Annotated in this window: 10 protein-coding genes; 5 read left to right on the top strand and 5 right to left on the bottom strand. The window is 42.6% G+C overall.

Translation table 11 applies throughout. The features are described 5' to 3' along the window. The first annotated feature begins 104 nt into the window (after positions 1 to 104). From AACW45_RS36730 to AACW45_RS36720, 3 genes are all read left to right on the top strand, one after another. Positions 105 to 1127 (top strand): isopenicillin N synthase family dioxygenase, encoded by a 1023-nt coding sequence (locus AACW45_RS36730; RefSeq protein WP_190638020.1) that lies wholly within the window; start codon positions 105 to 107, stop codon positions 1125 to 1127. A gap of 178 nt (positions 1128 to 1305) precedes the next feature. Continuing rightward, entirely contained in the window at positions 1306 to 2610 is a 1305-nt protein-coding gene (thrC, locus tag AACW45_RS36725; RefSeq protein ID WP_190542186.1) for a threonine synthase, read from the top strand. Positions 2611 to 2683: 73 nt separating this feature from the next. Continuing rightward, the gene (locus AACW45_RS36720) at positions 2684 to 2959 is read left to right on the top strand and encodes a MoaD/ThiS family protein (RefSeq protein ID WP_190638019.1); all 276 of its coding nucleotides are present in this window, start codon (positions 2684 to 2686) and stop codon (positions 2957 to 2959) included. A 124-nt stretch (positions 2960 to 3083) separates the two neighbouring features. On the opposite strand, the gene AACW45_RS36715 is transcribed toward AACW45_RS36720, so the two are convergent. The 3 genes from AACW45_RS36715 to AACW45_RS36705 form a co-directional block, all read right to left on the bottom strand. Then, entirely contained in the window at positions 3084 to 4496 is a 1413-nt protein-coding gene (locus tag AACW45_RS36715) for a M48 family metallopeptidase (protein WP_190638017.1), read from the bottom strand. A gap of 265 nt (positions 4497 to 4761) precedes the next feature. Then, positions 4762 to 6771, bottom strand: a complete 2010-nt coding sequence (locus tag AACW45_RS36710; RefSeq protein WP_242045830.1) for a VWD domain-containing protein — start codon at positions 6769 to 6771, stop codon at positions 4762 to 4764. A 396-nt stretch (positions 6772 to 7167) separates the two neighbouring features. Further along, complete coding sequence (locus AACW45_RS36705; protein WP_190638015.1) at positions 7168 to 7329, bottom strand: hypothetical protein; 162 nt, start codon at positions 7327 to 7329, stop codon at positions 7168 to 7170. 61 nt (positions 7330 to 7390) lie between these two features. Here AACW45_RS36705 and AACW45_RS36700 point away from each other — a divergent pair, with 61 nt between their 5' ends. Beyond that, positions 7391 to 9691 carry a cation:proton antiporter domain-containing protein gene (locus AACW45_RS36700; RefSeq protein WP_190638011.1) on the top strand — a complete coding sequence of 767 codons (2301 nt, stop codon included), beginning with the start codon at positions 7391 to 7393 and terminating at the stop codon, positions 9689 to 9691. A gap of 638 nt (positions 9692 to 10329) precedes the next feature. Next, positions 10330 to 12237, top strand: coding sequence for a 1-deoxy-D-xylulose-5-phosphate synthase (dxs, locus tag AACW45_RS36695; RefSeq protein WP_190638009.1), 1908 nt, complete (start codon positions 10330 to 10332; stop codon positions 12235 to 12237). A gap of 161 nt (positions 12238 to 12398) precedes the next feature. Here dxs and AACW45_RS36690 read toward each other — a convergent pair whose 3' ends face one another. Beyond that, the gene (locus AACW45_RS36690) at positions 12399 to 12833 is read right to left on the bottom strand and encodes a hypothetical protein (protein ID WP_190638006.1); all 435 of its coding nucleotides are present in this window, start codon (positions 12831 to 12833) and stop codon (positions 12399 to 12401) included. 12 nt (positions 12834 to 12845) lie between these two features. Further along, the gene (locus AACW45_RS36685) at positions 12846 to 16649 is read right to left on the bottom strand and encodes a hypothetical protein (RefSeq protein ID WP_190638003.1); all 3804 of its coding nucleotides are present in this window, start codon (positions 16647 to 16649) and stop codon (positions 12846 to 12848) included. Positions 16650 to 17195 lie beyond the last annotated feature (546 nt).

Below are 17195 nucleotides of genomic sequence, written 5' to 3'. Positions count from 1 at the left end.
TTTTTTGGGGCGCTTCCCCTACCCGTTTATGGTGTATTTTTTTAGTTCAGTAAATCTGTTGCTGTTATTTTCTGTTTGCTTCCATTTAGTCTAAACTCCAGAAGATGAACATCTCGCAAGTTCTGGAAGAAGGATTTTTGCAGCTTCCGGTAATTGATATTAGCGCGTTGGTTTGTAGAAAAGGCGATCGCCTGAAAGTTGCATCTCAAATTGGACAAGCATGTCGTCAATCGGGATTTTTCTATATTGTCGGACATGGTGTGGATGAAGGCTTACAGCAAAGGCTAGAACAATTCAGTCGCCAGTTTTTTGCTCAAGATTTGCAAACTAAACTAAAAATTCGCATGGCTTTGGGTGGGAAAGCATGGCGAGGTTACTTTCCGGTTGGGGATGAACTCACATCTGGTAAACCGGATCTCAAAGAAGGTATCTATTTTGGTGCGGAACTAGCAGCAGATCACCCACTAGTGAAAGCACAAACACCTATGCATGGTTCTAATCTGTTTCCTCGTAATATTCCCTTATTCCGCGAGACGGTGCTGGAATATATGGAGGCGATGACGCAACTCGGACATAAGCTTATGGCTGGGATTGCTTTAAGTTTAGGATTGGAAGAGTCTTATTTTTCTGAGCGTTATACATCAGATCCATTAACGTTATTTCGCATTTTTAACTACCCACCAGATTTATCACCAGTTGAAGTCCCTAATAGGTGGGGTGTGGGAGAACATACAGACTACGGTGTTTTAACTATTCTTAAACAAGATGAATCAGGCGGATTGCAGGTGAAATCTAAATCTGGCTGGATTGCTGCGCCTCCTATTCCTGGTTCCTTTGTCTGCAATATTGGGGATATGCTCGATCGCATGACTGGCGGTTTATATCGTTCTACACCCCATCGAGTACAAAATTTGTCGGGACGCGATCGCCTTTCATTCCCTTTCTTTTTCGATCCTAATTTTGATGTGGAAGTTCAGCCTATTCCTTTAAATGAAGTGGCGATCGCTGACGATTACCAAGAACGTTGGGATGGTGCTAGCGTTCATGAATTTCACGGGACTTATGGGGATTATGTCTTAAGTAAGGTTTCTAAAGTTTTTCCCGAGTTGCAACGGACTGTGTTGTAGAAATTGGCAAATTAATTCTGGCTACAAACGCCAAAATCTTTGTCTAGCCAGGTTTATAGTCAACAACAAACGACTTAAGAACCATACCCGACTTTTTTTGTCGGGTATGTTTGACTCGTATTTGTACTCGTGTTACTATCAGGCGACAGTTGACAGACAAACAGGGAAAGCTAGGTTTATGACTCAGACAAAATCCGCACTCACCGAAGCCGCCACTATCTCTTTTCAAGCCTTGAAGTGTAAGGAATGTGGTGAGGAGTATGAACTGAAAGCTAACCATGTTTGTGAATTATGTTTTGGGCCTTTGGAAGTCAAGTATGACTACAATCTGCTACGCAATACTGTCACTAGAGAAAAAATTCAAGCTGGCCCTAATTCCATTTGGCGCTACCGTCCCTTTTTGCCTGTTGCAACTGATAATGTAATTGATGTGGGAACTGGGATGACTCCCTTAGTGCGTTCTCACCGTCTGGCGCGTCGTCTGGGTCTAAATAAGCTTTATATTAAAAACGATGCTGTGAATATGCCCACCCTCAGCTTCAAAGACCGGGTGGTATCTGTCGCTTTAACAAGAGCTAGAGAATTAGGTTTTACGACAGTTTCTTGTGCTAGTACTGGTAACTTGGCTAATTCCACAGCCGCGATCGCAGCTCACGCAGGTTTAGATTGCTGTGTATTCATTCCCGCAGATTTGGAAGCTGGGAAAGTCATGGGTAGCTTGATTTACAGCCCCACATTAATGGCTGTTAAAGGTAACTACGATCAAGTCAATCGTCTCTGCTCGGAAGTAGCTAATACACATGGATGGGGTTTTGTCAATATTAACCTCCGCCCCTACTACTCAGAAGGTTCTAAGACTTTAGGCTTTGAAGTAGCTGAACAATTAGGTTGGGAATTACCCGACCATATCGTTGCGCCCCTAGCATCTGGTTCCTTATTTACAAAAATTTATAAGGGATTCAAAGAATTTGTCGAAGTTGGTTTAGTCGAAGATAAGAAAGTCCGGTTTAGTGGCGCGCAAGCTGAAGGTTGTTCGCCTATCGCCCAAGCATACAAAGAAGGACGGGACTTTATTAAACCAGTGAAACCTAATACGATCGCGAAATCGATTGCGATCGGTAACCCAGCAGATGGTGTTTATGCTGTGGAAATAGCTAACAAAACCAACGGTAATATCGAATCTGTCAATGATGCAGAAATCATTGAAGGTATCAAGCTATTAGCAGAAACTGAAGGTATATTTACAGAAACTGCTGGCGGTACCACCGTTGCCGTGCTGAAAAAATTAGTAGAAGCTGGCAAAATAGATCCAGATGAAACTACTGTGGTATATATCACTGGCAATGGTTTGAAAACCCAAGAAGCTCTTCACGGCTATATTGGCGAACCTTTGACAATTGATGCCAAACTCGACAGCTTTGAAAACGCACTAGAGCGTTCGCGGACTCTCGATCGTTTGGAATGGCAGCAAGTACTCGTTTAAAGGATAAAGGTTAAATAGTTTAACTTCACCTTCCATCCTTGATATTTCATATCTCACACTTCATACTTCAACTATGTCTGTAACAGTTTTAGTTCCCACAGCTCTTCAAAAATTTACCGATAACCAAGCTGTCCTAGAATGCACTGGTAGTAACATCGCAGAATTATTTGATTCTCTAGAGACTGTTTGTCCTGGAATTAAATCCCGCTTGTGCGATGAAACAGGCGCACCACGGCGATTTTTGAATTTATATGTCAATAGTGAAGATATTCGCTTTTTGGAAGGGATAGCTACAACTCTCAAAGATGGCGATGAAGTCAGTATTGTCCCTGCTGTTGCAGGTGGTTGATAGCCAGAAGTTGTATATTTGTTAAATATATATACAAGCGTGCCCTAACAGCACGCTTGTATTGTTTCATATCATGTGGTTAAGCTTTTTATGGGTCACTATGGACTCAAAGTGCGATCGCCAATCAACTGGCGAGAATTTTTTGCAGTTTTTGTTTAATTTCTATATGTCTTTGTACACCTTCAAAAGCATAGCGATTATAACCATTGCGCTGAATGATTTCTTCTAAATAGCGAACTCGTGCTTCAGAGGTGGGATGGGTACGCAGGTAAGCTGGAGTAGTTTGTCCTTTTTCTTGTTGTTTGAAAGTCACAAATAAGTTGCGTAAACCATCAGCCGCATAACCAGCAGCAGCTAATACACGAGTGCCAATAATATCAGATTGAGTCTCGTTTTGACGGCTATAATCTAGAGTCGCTAAAGTAGAAATCAGATTGCCAAAAGGAAGAATTTGCCCTACATTAGCAAGTAAATTGGCATTGGTAATTCGCTGAAATCCATGAGATAAAACTGCATGACCAATTTCATGTCCTAATAATCCTGCTAATTCTGCTTCTGAGTTAGCAGCCATAATTGCTCCGGTGTTGATAAATACTTTGCCACCAGGGAGAGCAAAAGCATTAAGAGAATCGTCTTTAACTACATTAAATTCATATTTAAAATCAGCCCGCCCCATCAAATTAGCAATATCATTACCAATACGGCTGACATATTCTAAAATACTCGGGTCATCTATCAGAGGTAATTGCTGTTTATAAGCAGCAGCAACTTGTGCCCCCATAGCAGATTCACCTTGGAGCATTAAAGGAGCCAATCGTACAGCTTGGTTAGCTCCATCACCTGTGAGAATCCCAACAACTGCACCCACAACTCCTTGGAAGATAATTTGTTCGTTGAGCTTGCTACGAAAGCGATTAAAGTTCTTATCTGCAATGCTAGCAAACTCCGTCGCTTCTGGATGTTGAGGATAAACAATTGCAAATTGACGAGCAATAATAGAAGCTTCCAACCATTGATCGTTTTCTTCCTGAGCTTTGATTAAAGCTTTATTTAACTCTACAGAATCGGGGAAGGTTGCTACTCCCCTCTCTAGAATGGGAATTACATCTTTTTGATCGCCGTACTTCTTAGAAGCTTCCGCATACAGTGCATACGCAGGGACAAATTCCGGCTGTTTTTCTAACAGCATTTTTAGCGGTACAAAAATTTTACTTGTAAGTCCCTGTTGCATTCCTTCGGTGGCATTACGCCAGTATACCCGACCTGCTCCTGAAAGTTGTTCAGGGTCAGTAATGGCTTTAGGAATGCTATTAGCTGTGGCTGTTTCTTTAGCAAATGGAGGTTTAGCTTGGCGATAGAGTTTTTCCGCACCTGCGGTATTTCCTGTAAGGTAAAGTTCATCTGCTTTGGTTAAAGTTTGCAATCGGTTAGCTGCATTAGAATTTTGTGCAGAAGAAATTATTGGTAGAAGTAAGTTGAGACAGAGAAATAAAACTGCACCAAAAACCACCCATAATAATTTGGAGACTTTTTTCATTGATAACACCTTGATAGGTTTTTTCTCTTGAAAAGAGCGTTGACTGTTGACTGTTGACTGTTGACTGGGAAGATACATTTTGATGTTTTTGACAAAAATAGCAATTCTATCTGAGTTGTGAAAATATTTTTTTGATTAACCGCCAAGACGCCAAGTACGCCAAGGATTAGAGAAAAACTGAGAATTAGCAAATTTCACCAATGATTTAGGATTGCTATAGTTGTAGTTTTAATTGAAAGTATGGGAATTTAAACCCTATTGAAAATTACAATCCGGGAATTTTGGGAACTTGACGCAAAATACCCGGAATGGGATTTTTAAAACCTGGAATAACAGATTCAACCACATTCAAAATATTGGAAACTTGTGCCGCACGATAAGCAAATTCACTGTATCCTGTAAAGCCGACATCAAAGATACAACCATCTAATAAACTTGCATCTACTCTGGCATTAAGACATTGCGATCTCGCATCCTCAAGTTGTGCAGGAGATAGCATATCTAGTGTCAGGTAGGCATCAGGAAAAGCTTTATCTGTAAAAGTTGCTGTAGATTGAGCTTGTCCATAGTCAAATAGAGATTCTTTCTGGCTGACTCGCCAACTATTACCGAAATCTTTATTTAATTTATCAAGGTAGATTTTCTCCAGTTCACCTAATGGAATCCGAATTGGTGATACACGCTCAATTAATTGGCGAACATCTCCATAAGTTGATTTAGAAGGGAGAATATCTCCACTACGGAACCGTAAATCATCATCAACATTACCGTTAACATTTCCCAGCAAACCCACCATTTGATTGGCTTGAGATTCTAGAACAAAAGGAAAGACATCCATGTATTTAAACTGTCCACGGCTATAAATTGTGATTGCAACTTTCTCACCTGTAGACCACTCAACTACATAGTTGCTATCATTTTGTTTATGAATTACCCCACCTCCTGGTAGAGATAAGGAATCACCTTCTACAACAGTAGGTTTTCCATTAATTCGTAGGGGGGTATTAGTATTTGCATCTGGGAAATCTTTTGAGTAAAAAGCTACACGATTCTTGCCAACTTTCATCGCCACTGCACTGTTGAGAGAAAGTGATTTGTTCACTGCAGATTGACGGGTTTGGACTTCAAAAATACCATCAGTTGATTTTGCGAGGATGAATTCGCCGACTGTTTGGAAACTGTATCTGTGTCCGTCGAAGGTGATGAGGTGAGGATCGCCGTAACTTGTACCTTTGACTGGCTTTCCTGTTCTATCTTGGGGTTTTTCTTCCGGTTCTTTGGAGTAGATTGCGATCGCGGATGGAATACCAATCCAGATTTTAAAGCGATCGCCTTTAAGAAGGATATCTTGACCCCAGGTCAGAAGTAAACTTCCCGCTCCATCTAACTGAGCAATTGATGTCGCCCCAAAACTTGTTAATGTATCTCTAGCTTGCTTCAGAGTTGCTGAATTACTAGAGAAAAACAAGACTGTACTACCTTGAGCATTACTATTTCGGATTCCGACGAAAGTTCGCCCTCCTAGAATAGGTTTTTCATCCGGAGGTTTTGGAGCGGTAGGAGCATAAAGACCAATAAAATTGGGACATTTGCTAGTATCTTGAAAAGCCTGAGCTACATTATCTTGAATAGAGGCTGTTGTGGAGTCAAAACAGAATGCTCGGTGAGCAAAATTAGAGTCGATTTTCTGAGGGTTATATTCCTGAATTATTTTTCCCTCAGTTCTTAGCCCCAGAGGTATGATGCGTTCGCCAGCTTGTAATATATTTCCGATGGTAACGTCGGATTTCCCATCAATAGTACTAAAAAATGTACCATTTACCATTGCTCTCAACTTTAAGCCTTGTCTGTTAAGGTTCTCAATTTCATTATGTTCATTGAGAAAATAATCAGGGTTTTTAGCTTCAATTGTATTTTTCTTGGTGATTGGCCCAGTCAAATTAAAAAGTTTAGCTTTACTCAGATCTACTGTAGTTATATATGATGATTCTTGAGAGTAGAGACACACGCCATTGGCTGATTGGTAGAGACTAAAGCCATTAACTTTATCTTGACAAGGAGAATCTGATTTAGAAGCTTGAGTTTGAATTGGTGATTTGAGGGAATCTTGGCTTGAGTTTTGCGGTAAAACTTCAGGAGAATTATTGTTAGGTACATTACTTGGCTGGGGGGTCTGCTGACGAACACGGGGAATTTGTGCAAGTTCTGAAGGTACATCTAGTTGAAGGTTATAAAACTGAGTCTCACTACCTACTCTATTATCGACAACTTGCATGATAGAGTTATTACTTGAATATGTGTCAGCAGCATTTGCTTTGCCAGTATCATGCAAAAAAGCGTATGAACTTGGTGAGTTGAAGGTAATAATTCCACATAGAAATATTAGAATATTATTTATAAAAAATTTCTCGTTTATAGCAATTACAAAGCTAAAAAATCCAATAATTAATGGACGAACATACTTGATCATTACTGCTTAAAAATATAAACCGAAAATGTTCTTAAACTGCACCCATTGAGAAATTAAACAGCATAAATATTGAGATAAAATTGTGCTGAAAAAATTTGTATTTAAGTAGTATTACAGGATTTAACCGTAGATCTACTGAACTTAAAATAATTTAATTTCTTCTTATGGTTGAAAAATAGCCTAAAAAAGCCTAAATAGAGCCTATGGCATTTTTAGCAGGCGATCGCTTATTCGATTAATTGACAGCAACGGGAAACTCCACGCGCCTTGGTGATTGTTCGAGATGCTTTCCAACCCCATCACCTCTGCAAGCTGTGCATCTAGTATGGGGTTGTAGACCCAGTTTTTCGATAACTTGAGCATAGATATATAAAAATTTGTATGCTGAAGTTAATAGGTCTTAATAGTTCTTTTTTTTAAACTGGTGCAAGAAGATTTTAGGTTAATTGTTGATTTAGTCTCCGTTCTCGCCGTTGCTGCTGGTGGCGGACTGTTGGCGGCGCTGTTACGACAGCCTGTGTTGTTAGGGTATCTCATCGGCGGTATGGTCGTGGGGCCTGCGGGGCTGGGATTGATTAAAGAAGTGATTCAAGTAGAGACTCTGGCTCAGTTTGGGGTCGCTTTCTTGTTATTTGCTTTGGGCGTAGAATTTTCTTTTGCCGAACTGAAGAAAGTAAAAGCGATCGCACTAGGTGGTGGTGGGCTACAAATTGCGCTGACAATTTTAATCACAGTCGCGATTTGTGGTGTCACTGGCGCTTGGGGCGCTTTACCTGCTAAGGGCGTGTTTTTGGGGTCAATTCTGTCTTTATCTTCTACCGCCGTTGTCCTTAAATGCTTGATGGAAAGCAACGAAACGGAAACCCCTCACGGACAGGTAATGCTGGGTATTTTGGTAGTCCAAGACTTAGCATTAGGATTAATGCTAGCAGTCTTACCCGCCCTGCATGAGCCTGGTGAAGCTATTGGGATTGCGGTGGTAACAGCCCTAGTGAGAATTGGCTTATTTGCGGCTGGTGCAGTGGTAGCGGGAATTTGGTTAATTCCGCCGTTATTGCGACTCCTGGCCCGGACGGAAAGCAAAGAGCTATTTTTATTAGGTGTGGTTGCACTGTGCTTGGGAATTGCACTGCTAACAGAATATTTAGGCTTATCCATTGAAATGGGGGCGTTTGTCGCCGGTTTAATGATTTCTGAGGTGGAATACGCCGACCAAACTTTAACTTATGTAGAACCCCTGCGAGATATCTTCGCCAGTTTATTTTTCGCCGCTATTGGCATGTTAATTGACCCAGTGTTTTTGTGGAAAAACCTGGAATTAATTTTAGGTTTAGTGGCAATAGTTTTCATCGGTAAATTTTTAATCATCACACCGTTGGTGAAATTATTCCGCTATCCCTTAAAAACAGCTTTAATTGCGGGGCTGGGACTAGCGCAAATTGGGGAATTCTCCTTTGTATTGGCGAGTGAAGGGCAAGCACTGGGCTTAGTTTCGCGTTCTGTATATTTACTGATTTTAGGGACTACAGCAGTAACACTTGTTTTGACACCATTTGTGTTACGGTTAGTGCCATTTTTATTTACTTTGGCAGAATCGATGCCTTGGCTGAAACCTTATTTAGAGGAAGTACAGCCGCGAGATGTGGCTGAAGATTTGCCCTTAAAAGACCATGTGGTAGTTTGTGGTTATGGGCGAGTAGGTAAAAATTTAGTCAAGTTATTGCAGCAGCATCAGCTACCTGTTGTCGTCATCGATCAATCGGAAAGTCGGATTCAGCAATTACGGGATGCTGGCGTGGCTTATGTATATGGTAATTGCGTCAGTTTACACGTTCTAGAAACGGCTGGGGTGAACCATGCTAAAGGAATGGCGATCGCACTTCCCGATCCAATTAGTACCCGGCTTTGTCTGAAACGCGCCTTGGAATTGTGTCCAGAACTCGATTTAGTTGTCCGCGCTACCCAAGATAAAAATATTGAAGTGCTTTATCAACTAGGAGCTAGGGAAGTTGTACAACCAGAGTTTGAAGCTAGTATAGAAATGGCAACCTATTTATTAACAGGTTTAGGTTTGCCAGCAAACGTAGTGCAACGGGAAATGCAACAAATTCGCAAGGATCATTATTTAGACTTGCGCCCAGAACAGACTGCATTGGAAGTTTCCCGCGATTTACAGCAAGCAACCCGCGATTTAAATCGGCGCTGGTATCCCCTACCTTCTGGTTCCCCCCTCATTGGTATGAGCTTAGAAGAAGCGGATATGCGTTACTTAATTGGGGTAAGCTTAATGGCAATTCGCCGCGCTAATGGGGAAGAGATAGATTATCCCAGTAACGAAACCAGATTAGAAGAAGGCGATCGCTTATTAGTAGTGGGAGCCGATGAAGAACTCGCAGCTTTAGCAGAATTTGCTATTGGCAGAACGGCTGTACCGGGAGAAGATAGCGCTTGTCAGTGGCTGACAATTAATGCCGAAACTCCGGTTTTAGGCAAAACTCTGGAAGATTTAGATATTAGCGATAAATATGGCGTTAAAGTCGAAGCGATTCGGCGCGATGGTAAGTTTATCCGCACTCCCGATAGCCACATGGACTTGAAAGATGGCGATCAAGTATTGTTATGTGGTGGTTTGGCGAATTTGAATCAACTACAACCGTTGTTTACTGCACCCGACGCCGTACCCTTAACTTTGCCCGTAGTCAAAAGCGATCGCATAGAAGCCTGAAAAGCATTTATGCCTGTAAATTAGCTGGTGGGTAATGCCCACCCTACAGGTATAGAGATTTTTTATATGCACAAATTAGTTCATTTTGTGCTTAATTGGTAATTCAATTTGGCAATTTTCTCAACCGTCAAACTCAGTAAATTTAATTAAAAAAATGATGTTTACAGATAAATTTTGACGCAATATGTGCTGATGGTAATTATTAATACAAAATCTCAAATACCAATAGGATAATTTTATCGATTATCCAACCGAAAAAATTTGGTATTTTACCAAGTTTTTCCAACATTTTTATTACAATTTGTTACATTAATAAAGGTAAATCAATCCCACTTGTCTAGGAAAAGTATGGGATGAATTTTACCTGCAAAAATGAGGCTGAAAAATCCTCATACTACTGACTCAGAGGAGGATTTTTGATTTGTGAACCAGGGTGCGCAAGGGCAGAAAATTAACAAATGATTTTTGCGAACCGGCAATTGCTACAACGGGTGTAACCCACGCAACCCACTGCCTCAACTTTGCGCCGTTTGATTGTGAAAATACAACTTATTTTAACTATGGTTCTGTAAGCAACATTACCGTGGGAAAATCAGAGAATATTCAGAAGTAGAGATTAGAGAGGAAAACCCTATAATATGCATCTGAGCGAAATCACCCATCCCAATCAGTTGCACGGTTTATCGATTCGGCAGCTGCAACAAATCGCCCGTCAAATCCGCGATAAGCACCTACAAACGGTAGCAGCAACTGGGGGACACCTGGGGCCAGGTTTGGGTGTTGTAGAGTTAACCTTAGGGCTTTACCAAACACTGGACTTAGATCGGGATAAAGTTATTTGGGATGTAGGACACCAAGCTTATCCCCATAAACTAATTACAGGACGCTACAGCAACTTCCATACCCTTAGACAAAAAGATGGTGTTGCTGGTTATCTTAAACGCTGTGAAAGCAAGTTCGATCACTTTGGCGCGGGACATGCTTCTACTAGTATTTCCGCCGCTTTGGGTATGGCTTTAGCCCGCGATTTAAAGGGGGAAAAATTTAAAGCCGTAGCTGTGATTGGTGATGGTGCTTTAACTGGCGGGATGGCGTTAGAAGCAATCAACCATGCCGGACATTTACCCAAAACTAACCTACTAGTTGTCCTCAACGACAACGAAATGTCCATTTCGCCCAACGTAGGCGCAATTCCTCGCTATCTCAACAAAATGCGCCTCAGCGCCCCCGTGCAGTTTATTAAAGATAATTTTGAGGAACAATTCAAGCACATTCCTTTTGTCGGTGAATCTTTGTCTCCCGAACTGGGACGGATCAAAGAAGGGATGAAACGTTTGGCTGTTCCTAAAGTGGGCGCAGTATTTGAAGAACTAGGCTTTACCTATATCGGGCCAGTAGATGGGCATAATATAGAAGAATTAATTGCTACCTTCCAACAAGCACATCAAATCCCCGGGCCAGTTTTGGTACATGTGTCTACTGTTAAAGGTAAAGGCTATGAACTAGCGGAACAAGACCAAGTAGGCTACCACGCCCAAAATCCTTTTAATTTGACAACTGGTAAAGCTATTCCTTCGAGTAAGCCCAAACCCCCAGCTTACGCCAAAGTTTTTGCCCACACCTTAGTTAAACTCGCTGAACAAAACCCGAAAATTATCGGGATTACGGCGGCGATGGCGACAGGTACAGGTTTAGATAAACTCCAAGCTAAATTACCCAATCAATATATTGATGTGGGAATTGCCGAACAACACGCCGTTACCTTAGCGGCTGGTTTAGCTAGTGAAGGAATGCGCCCTGTAGCGGCGATTTACTCCACCTTCCTACAACGGGCTTACGATCAGATTATCCATGATGTCTGCATTCAAAACCTGCCAGTGTTCTTCTGTTTAGACAGAGCGGGAATTGTTGGCGCTGATGGCCCCACCCATCAAGGGATGTATGACATCGCTTATCTGCGTTGCATTCCCAACATGGTGTTAATGGCTCCCAAAGACGAAGCCGAACTGCAACGGATGATCGTCACTGGAGTTAACTATACCAAAGGCGCGATCGCTATGCGTTTCCCCCGTGGTAACGGTCATGGCGTACCCTTGATGGAAGAAGGCTGGGAACCTTTGGAAATTGGTAAAGGGGAAATTCTCCGCACTGGTGATGATGTATTACTGGTTAGCTATGGCACAATGGTTTACCCCAGTATGCAAGCCGCAGAAATTCTCAGCGAACATGGTATTGAAGCAACCGTAGTTAATGCTCGGTTCGCAAAACCCTTAGATACTGAGCTAATTGTACCGCTAGCTCAGAAAATCGGCCGCGTTGTCACCTTAGAAGAAGGCTGCGTTATGGGCGGCTTTGGTTCGGCGGTAGCAGAAGCCTTACTCGATGCTGATGTTGTCGTTCCCGTGAAGCGCATCGGCATACCAGACATCTTGGTAGATCATGCTACACCAGATGAATCTAAGGCGGAATTAGGTTTAACTAGTCGTCAAATCGCCGAAAGAGTTTTGCAAGCTTATTTTCAGCGTCAACCATCGGCTGTTGGCTAGTTAATTATTCAGCAAAGTTACTTAGAATAAGCCAAAATAATCAATTTAAAATACACCTCATTATTTCTACGTGAGGTGTATTTTTTATCGTGGTGACAAATAAAAGTGCTTTGCTTAATAAAAAATTAACGATAGCAATTAAACATCATTATCAATGGTATTTATTGTTGACGCGCTTTCAGGCGATCGCGGTACTCTAGTAACTTCGACCATGCAGGTTGGTGCTGTATAGGTTGGTCTTGTTCCTGAGCAATTGAAATACATAAATCTAGGAAGCGGAGCGCCAGTTCCTCAAAGGCGTGACGCGAAAGTACAATTGATTCATCATCCATCTGGCTGTTCACGCACACTCCCTCAAACTGCTCCTCATCTGGTTCTAAGTCATCATCATATTGTGTATTGGCAACTTCAAATCCGCAGCCGATACCATCAGCTACACAGTTAGCAAAGAATACTAAATTATTCCAGCTAATTGCCCAAAAAAATGCTTGAAGAGGACGCAACCCTTCAGGAGCATCAATATCAACAATACCGGCATGTGTTGTGCTGGGAGTAAAAGTAATTGAATCAACAGTTAGATCGCTAATGTAATTCATAGTTTGTAATATTTAGAAAGTTGGGAAAATGCTGTCTATCCTATTGTTTCGGAAATAATATTGCCAGTTAAGACCTTCGTATACTACGGAGCCAGGAGGACCGCCCTGAACTATGGGAAAAGTCGTCTTATTGATAGCATCATCTAGCATCTTGGTTAGATCCTCAGCAATAGAAACCCAGCTGTTCTCTAAACCCTGACGAGTGGTTTTCACGTGTTTGCCAGCTTTAGGTCCAGAACCATCTGCTTTCATCATGGAGTATTCAAATTTAGTATAAGCACCGGATGTTGACTGGTTGTGGATAAAGATTTTTGTGTCGGTTCCAGGGTTGATAAATTTAGTGACAAAGTTGCCTGTGTCATGACAACCACTGACACCACCACTTTGGCTGAATCCGTGTCCAACCGTCGCATGTTGTTGGGTATGCAGGGTAATGCCTCCATACTCTTTCGCAAACCAGTTAGCGCCGTAGTGCTTTAACGCTTTCCCAACATATTTATTGGCGAGCAGCTTAAATTTGTTCGCGTCGTTCAAATCCTTGATGAACTGTTCGATTTCTGCTGCTGACATATCCTTGAGTAACTTCTCTAAGTCGGCTACATCTTCTACCGCATTTAACAAACGTTCCAGTTGAGCAGCATCAGTTACCTGTTCCAGAAGTTTCTCTAGTTTTTGGGTATCCTTGACCTTTTTCGCTAGCTTCAACAGTAAATCGGCATCTTTGACTTTACCGTAAAGTTCTAGGAGTTTTTTGGCATCCTTAATCTCATCTAGGAGTGCGAGTATCTTCTCGACATCTTTAATTTCGTCCACCAGCTTGAGCAGGTTTTGGATATCGGTTGATTTCTCCAGCAGTGATAACACTTTATCAGCGTCTTTAACTGCGTCAAGCAACTTGAGAAGATTTTCAATATCAGTTGTCTTGCCAAGAATAGAAAGCAGAGTGTCAATATTCTTGACTTTTTCTAACAATTGAACTGCTTTGCTCGCATCGTTGACTTTTTCTAGCAGTTGCAAGACTTTCTCGCTACTCTTGGCGAGTTCCAGCAACTTCAGCAAGCTCACAATATCGCTAGACTTGTCGAGTAGTTTCAGCGCTTCTTCCGCATCTTTGACTTTATCCAGCAATTCCAATAATTTTTCGGCATCTTTCGCTTTTTCCAGCAACTTGATTACCGTTTCCACATCGCTGACACGCCGCAGCAACCGCGATGCTTTTACCAAGTCGCCAACCAGATCCAAAACTTTAGCAATCTGCGCCACACGCGCCAGCCAACCAGTTAAACGTGCCCAAACGCCAGTACCCAGGAAAGCGAGGAATACTTCAACTACAGCTTTACCTACGTATTTACCACGTTCATAGGGGCTGAGGTCGGGTTTGGTAATCGCGACGTAGATATAGTAAATCGCCAAACCAACGCCGATGATGATGCCAATTACCAGCAAAGCTTTACCAATCGCCGCCAATGCACCTGCAACTGCTGCCCAGCCAAAATAGATAATGGCGACAACAATCACGATCGCCACAATTACCACAACAATCCAAAACAGTGGTTTCTTGATTAAATCCCACAAAGCGACAAAGAAATCAATCACGTGCCAAAAAGCACCTACCACTACCCCAGCGAGGAAACTACCTACATTCTTGATGGCGTCAACGACACTGGATAGCCACGAACCTGCTTTACTGACAATTCCCGCCAGCGCACTATCGAAGGACGCGATCGCATCGTCTTGTTGACGCAAGCCGTCGTCAACGCTGTGGCTGATATCATTCCGCGCCTCAGTTAAGTTGCGTTCCCAACCTTCACCCGCCCTTTGTACAGCTAGTTGCAGCTGTTTATCCAGGTCTGTACCTGGTTTTTTCATCTCTTCATCGCCTTCGGTGCGCTGTTCTTCCATTGCACTGACGACTTTACTACTAGCCGCCGAGGCTTTGGTTTCAAATTCACTACCGACTTTAGTCACCTCAGCAATCTGCTTGGTAATAGCATCACCCAAATTAGCGATCGCATCTTTAATACCTTTACCAATAGCTGTGATGACGCTGTTTGTCAGGGTGTCTATCTCCGCATTGTGGTTATCAACTGCTACCTGTAAATCCAACGCCGCCGTTGCAATTTGCTTACCAGCCCATTTCACCTCCGTGATTTTGTCTTGGAAGCGCACCACCTCGTTATCAATCTCAGTCGTTTTAGCGTCAACTTTGGCACCGGCATCTATGGTAGCGCTGTCTACACCCGCCGCTATCGAATCAGCATTAGCACGCACCTGGGTCAATTTCTCGGTCTTTTCTGTTTGCAGGTTTTTCACTACAGCTTTAGCGTCTGCTTGCAATTCCGTGAGCGAATCTGCCGCAGCCTTCTCAATCGCTTTAATTGCTTCGTCACGGGCACCAATGACGGCTTTGCTGGCTTTTTCCGTTGGCTCAGTGAATTTACCTGCTGCTTCCTCCCCTTCTTGTCTAAATTTTTTTGCTGCTTCTTTGGCTCGACTACGCGCCATCACTGCCAAATCCCCAGCTGATTTATTAAAATTGGCAATGACTTTCGCCGCTTCCTGTTCAATTTCGGCTGCTAGTTGCGCACCATTATCTTTACCTTTGACTTCCGCAATTTTACTATCCTTAAGCTTGTTAGCTTTGTCCACACGTATCTTGCTACCATCTTGGGCGCGTTTGGCTTCACTTTCCCCAAAAGCTTCAATATTTAAAGCCTTCTGTTCCGCCACTCGCTTAACTTCTGCTTGTTTATCTTGATTGATTTTCGTGAGGTTATCGAGTTCGCTTTGGGCGGTAGTCTTGACTTTAGCGATTTTCGCGGCTTTATTCGTGGTAATTTCTGTTTTGGAATTAGCGATCGCAGTATTTACTTGAGCGATCGCATTATCATAGGCAGTACTCAGGCGAGTTGCTTCAACCTCTACCTGCTTGCTGATACCTTGCTTTTCTTGCTCTGCACCTTTAGCGATCGCATCTTTTTTCGTCTGTGCATGATTCGCAAGAGTTTTCCGGTGCAACTGTGCTTGAGTTAAAAATTGCGCGTACTCCGGACTACCAGCACCGCCATCATTGGTATTATTACTCGGCGTCGGTGCAGCTGAATCTGGGGAAGGTGAAGGAGTAGCACCCCCATCAACTGTAGGGGCATTAGTTTTTACAGGCACGCCAGGATTGCCACTACTATCAGGAGTATTGGATAAATCCGCACTCTTAGCGTCAGTAGAAGATACTTGTTCGTCTGGTGTCTTTTGAGTTGATGACTGGTTATTCCCTGACATCAATCCCGGAGAATTATCCTGTGAATTTGAAGTATTTGAAGTTACATTATTATTTAGTGTAAATCCTGAAACATCCCCATTTTTTGGGGAAGAAATAGGTGCAGGCTGTGGTTGCTGAGAAGAATTATCTGCCCCCGAAGTCGATTTTGTTTTTTCTTCTTGGTCTGATGTAGGATTAGTTACAGGTTGACGCTGGACGACATCAGTTAATTCCTGGAAAGGCAAATCATTATCCTCTGTTGTTTCCAGAGTTGATTTAGCTTGGGGGCGTAGTAAAGATATACGACTGATATCGTGCCCAGGCGGTTTTTCGGGAATACTTTCTAATAATGATAATTCGCGATCGCTTGACTGAGCTTGTTGATTATCAGTTGATTCCTCAGTCACTTTTGGGGAGACAAAACCTGCTGTGGGATTCGCTAAGGTGGGAGTATTGGGTGAAACTAGCGACGGACGAGAAAAACCCGATGTATCTGCTTTTTGGCTTCCTAATTTGCTCCGCAGACGCCGACTGTCTTGGCGGTGGACATCGCTCATCTCGCCCTTCCTACCTCAAAAAGGTTTAGCCCTAATTCTAGGTGTTTAGTATTTTACCTAAAGAATTTTAGGCTTTGTCCCCAGGCGATCGCTATGGACTTAAGTCTAATCTTAGTAGTAGACCACGCTGTAGGGGCACGGCACTAGTAAAATTATTGTATGTACCAAAAAATTGTCGGTGCCGTGCCCCTACGACAGATGTGGTTTAAATAGGTGAAAACTGCTGTAAAGTCTAATTTAGGGTTTAAAAACAGTCCCTAGTACAGCACGGCGTAAATAAACAGACCATTTGCAATCGTTAAAAAGCTGGCTCCATATTACTTTTGACTTTTGACTTTTGACTTTTGACTTTTGACTTCCGCCCTGCGGTACTAGGGGCTAAAGACTAGGGTAAATATTTATTTCTCCCTTGTCCTCCTTGTCCTCCTTGCTATCCCATTTGAGAGTGAACTACTCAGGGTTTCGCTTCGCTACACCCTGAGCTTCTGTACTCACAGGCGAGTGCCGCAGGTGAGACTTTCGCCCCATCGTTGGTCTTACCTCCCC

It is taken from the genome of Calothrix sp. FACHB-168 (genome assembly GCF_963889195.1).
In the GTDB taxonomy this organism is placed as follows: Bacteria; Cyanobacteriota; Cyanobacteriia; order Cyanobacteriales; family Nostocaceae; genus Aulosira; species Aulosira anomala_A.
Note: the sequence above shows the minus strand (reverse complement) of the source record. Positions and strands in the feature narration are given on the sequence as shown.

Excerpts from the sequence above, each read along its gene's own strand:
- thrC (WP_190542186.1), top strand. The coding sequence starts at position 1,306 with ATGACTCAGACAAAATCCGCACTCACCGAAGCCGCCACTATCTCTTTT.
- AACW45_RS36730 (WP_190638020.1), top strand. The coding sequence starts at position 105 with ATGAACATCTCGCAAGTTCTGGAAGAAGGATTTTTGCAGCTTCCGGTA.
- AACW45_RS36705 (WP_190638015.1), bottom strand. The coding sequence starts at position 7,329 with ATGCTCAAGTTATCGAAAAACTGGGTCTACAACCCCATACTAGATGCA.
- AACW45_RS36690 (WP_190638006.1), bottom strand. The coding sequence starts at position 12,833 with ATGAATTACATTAGCGATCTAACTGTTGATTCAATTACTTTTACTCCC.
- AACW45_RS36720 (WP_190638019.1), top strand. The coding sequence starts at position 2,684 with ATGTCTGTAACAGTTTTAGTTCCCACAGCTCTTCAAAAATTTACCGAT.
- AACW45_RS36715 (WP_190638017.1), bottom strand. The coding sequence starts at position 4,496 with ATGAAAAAAGTCTCCAAATTATTATGGGTGGTTTTTGGTGCAGTTTTA.
- AACW45_RS36710 (WP_242045830.1), bottom strand. The coding sequence starts at position 6,771 with ATGCAAGTTGTCGATAATAGAGTAGGTAGTGAGACTCAGTTTTATAAC.
- dxs (WP_190638009.1), top strand. The coding sequence starts at position 10,330 with ATGCATCTGAGCGAAATCACCCATCCCAATCAGTTGCACGGTTTATCG.
- AACW45_RS36685 (WP_190638003.1), bottom strand. The coding sequence starts at position 16,649 with ATGAGCGATGTCCACCGCCAAGACAGTCGGCGTCTGCGGAGCAAATTA.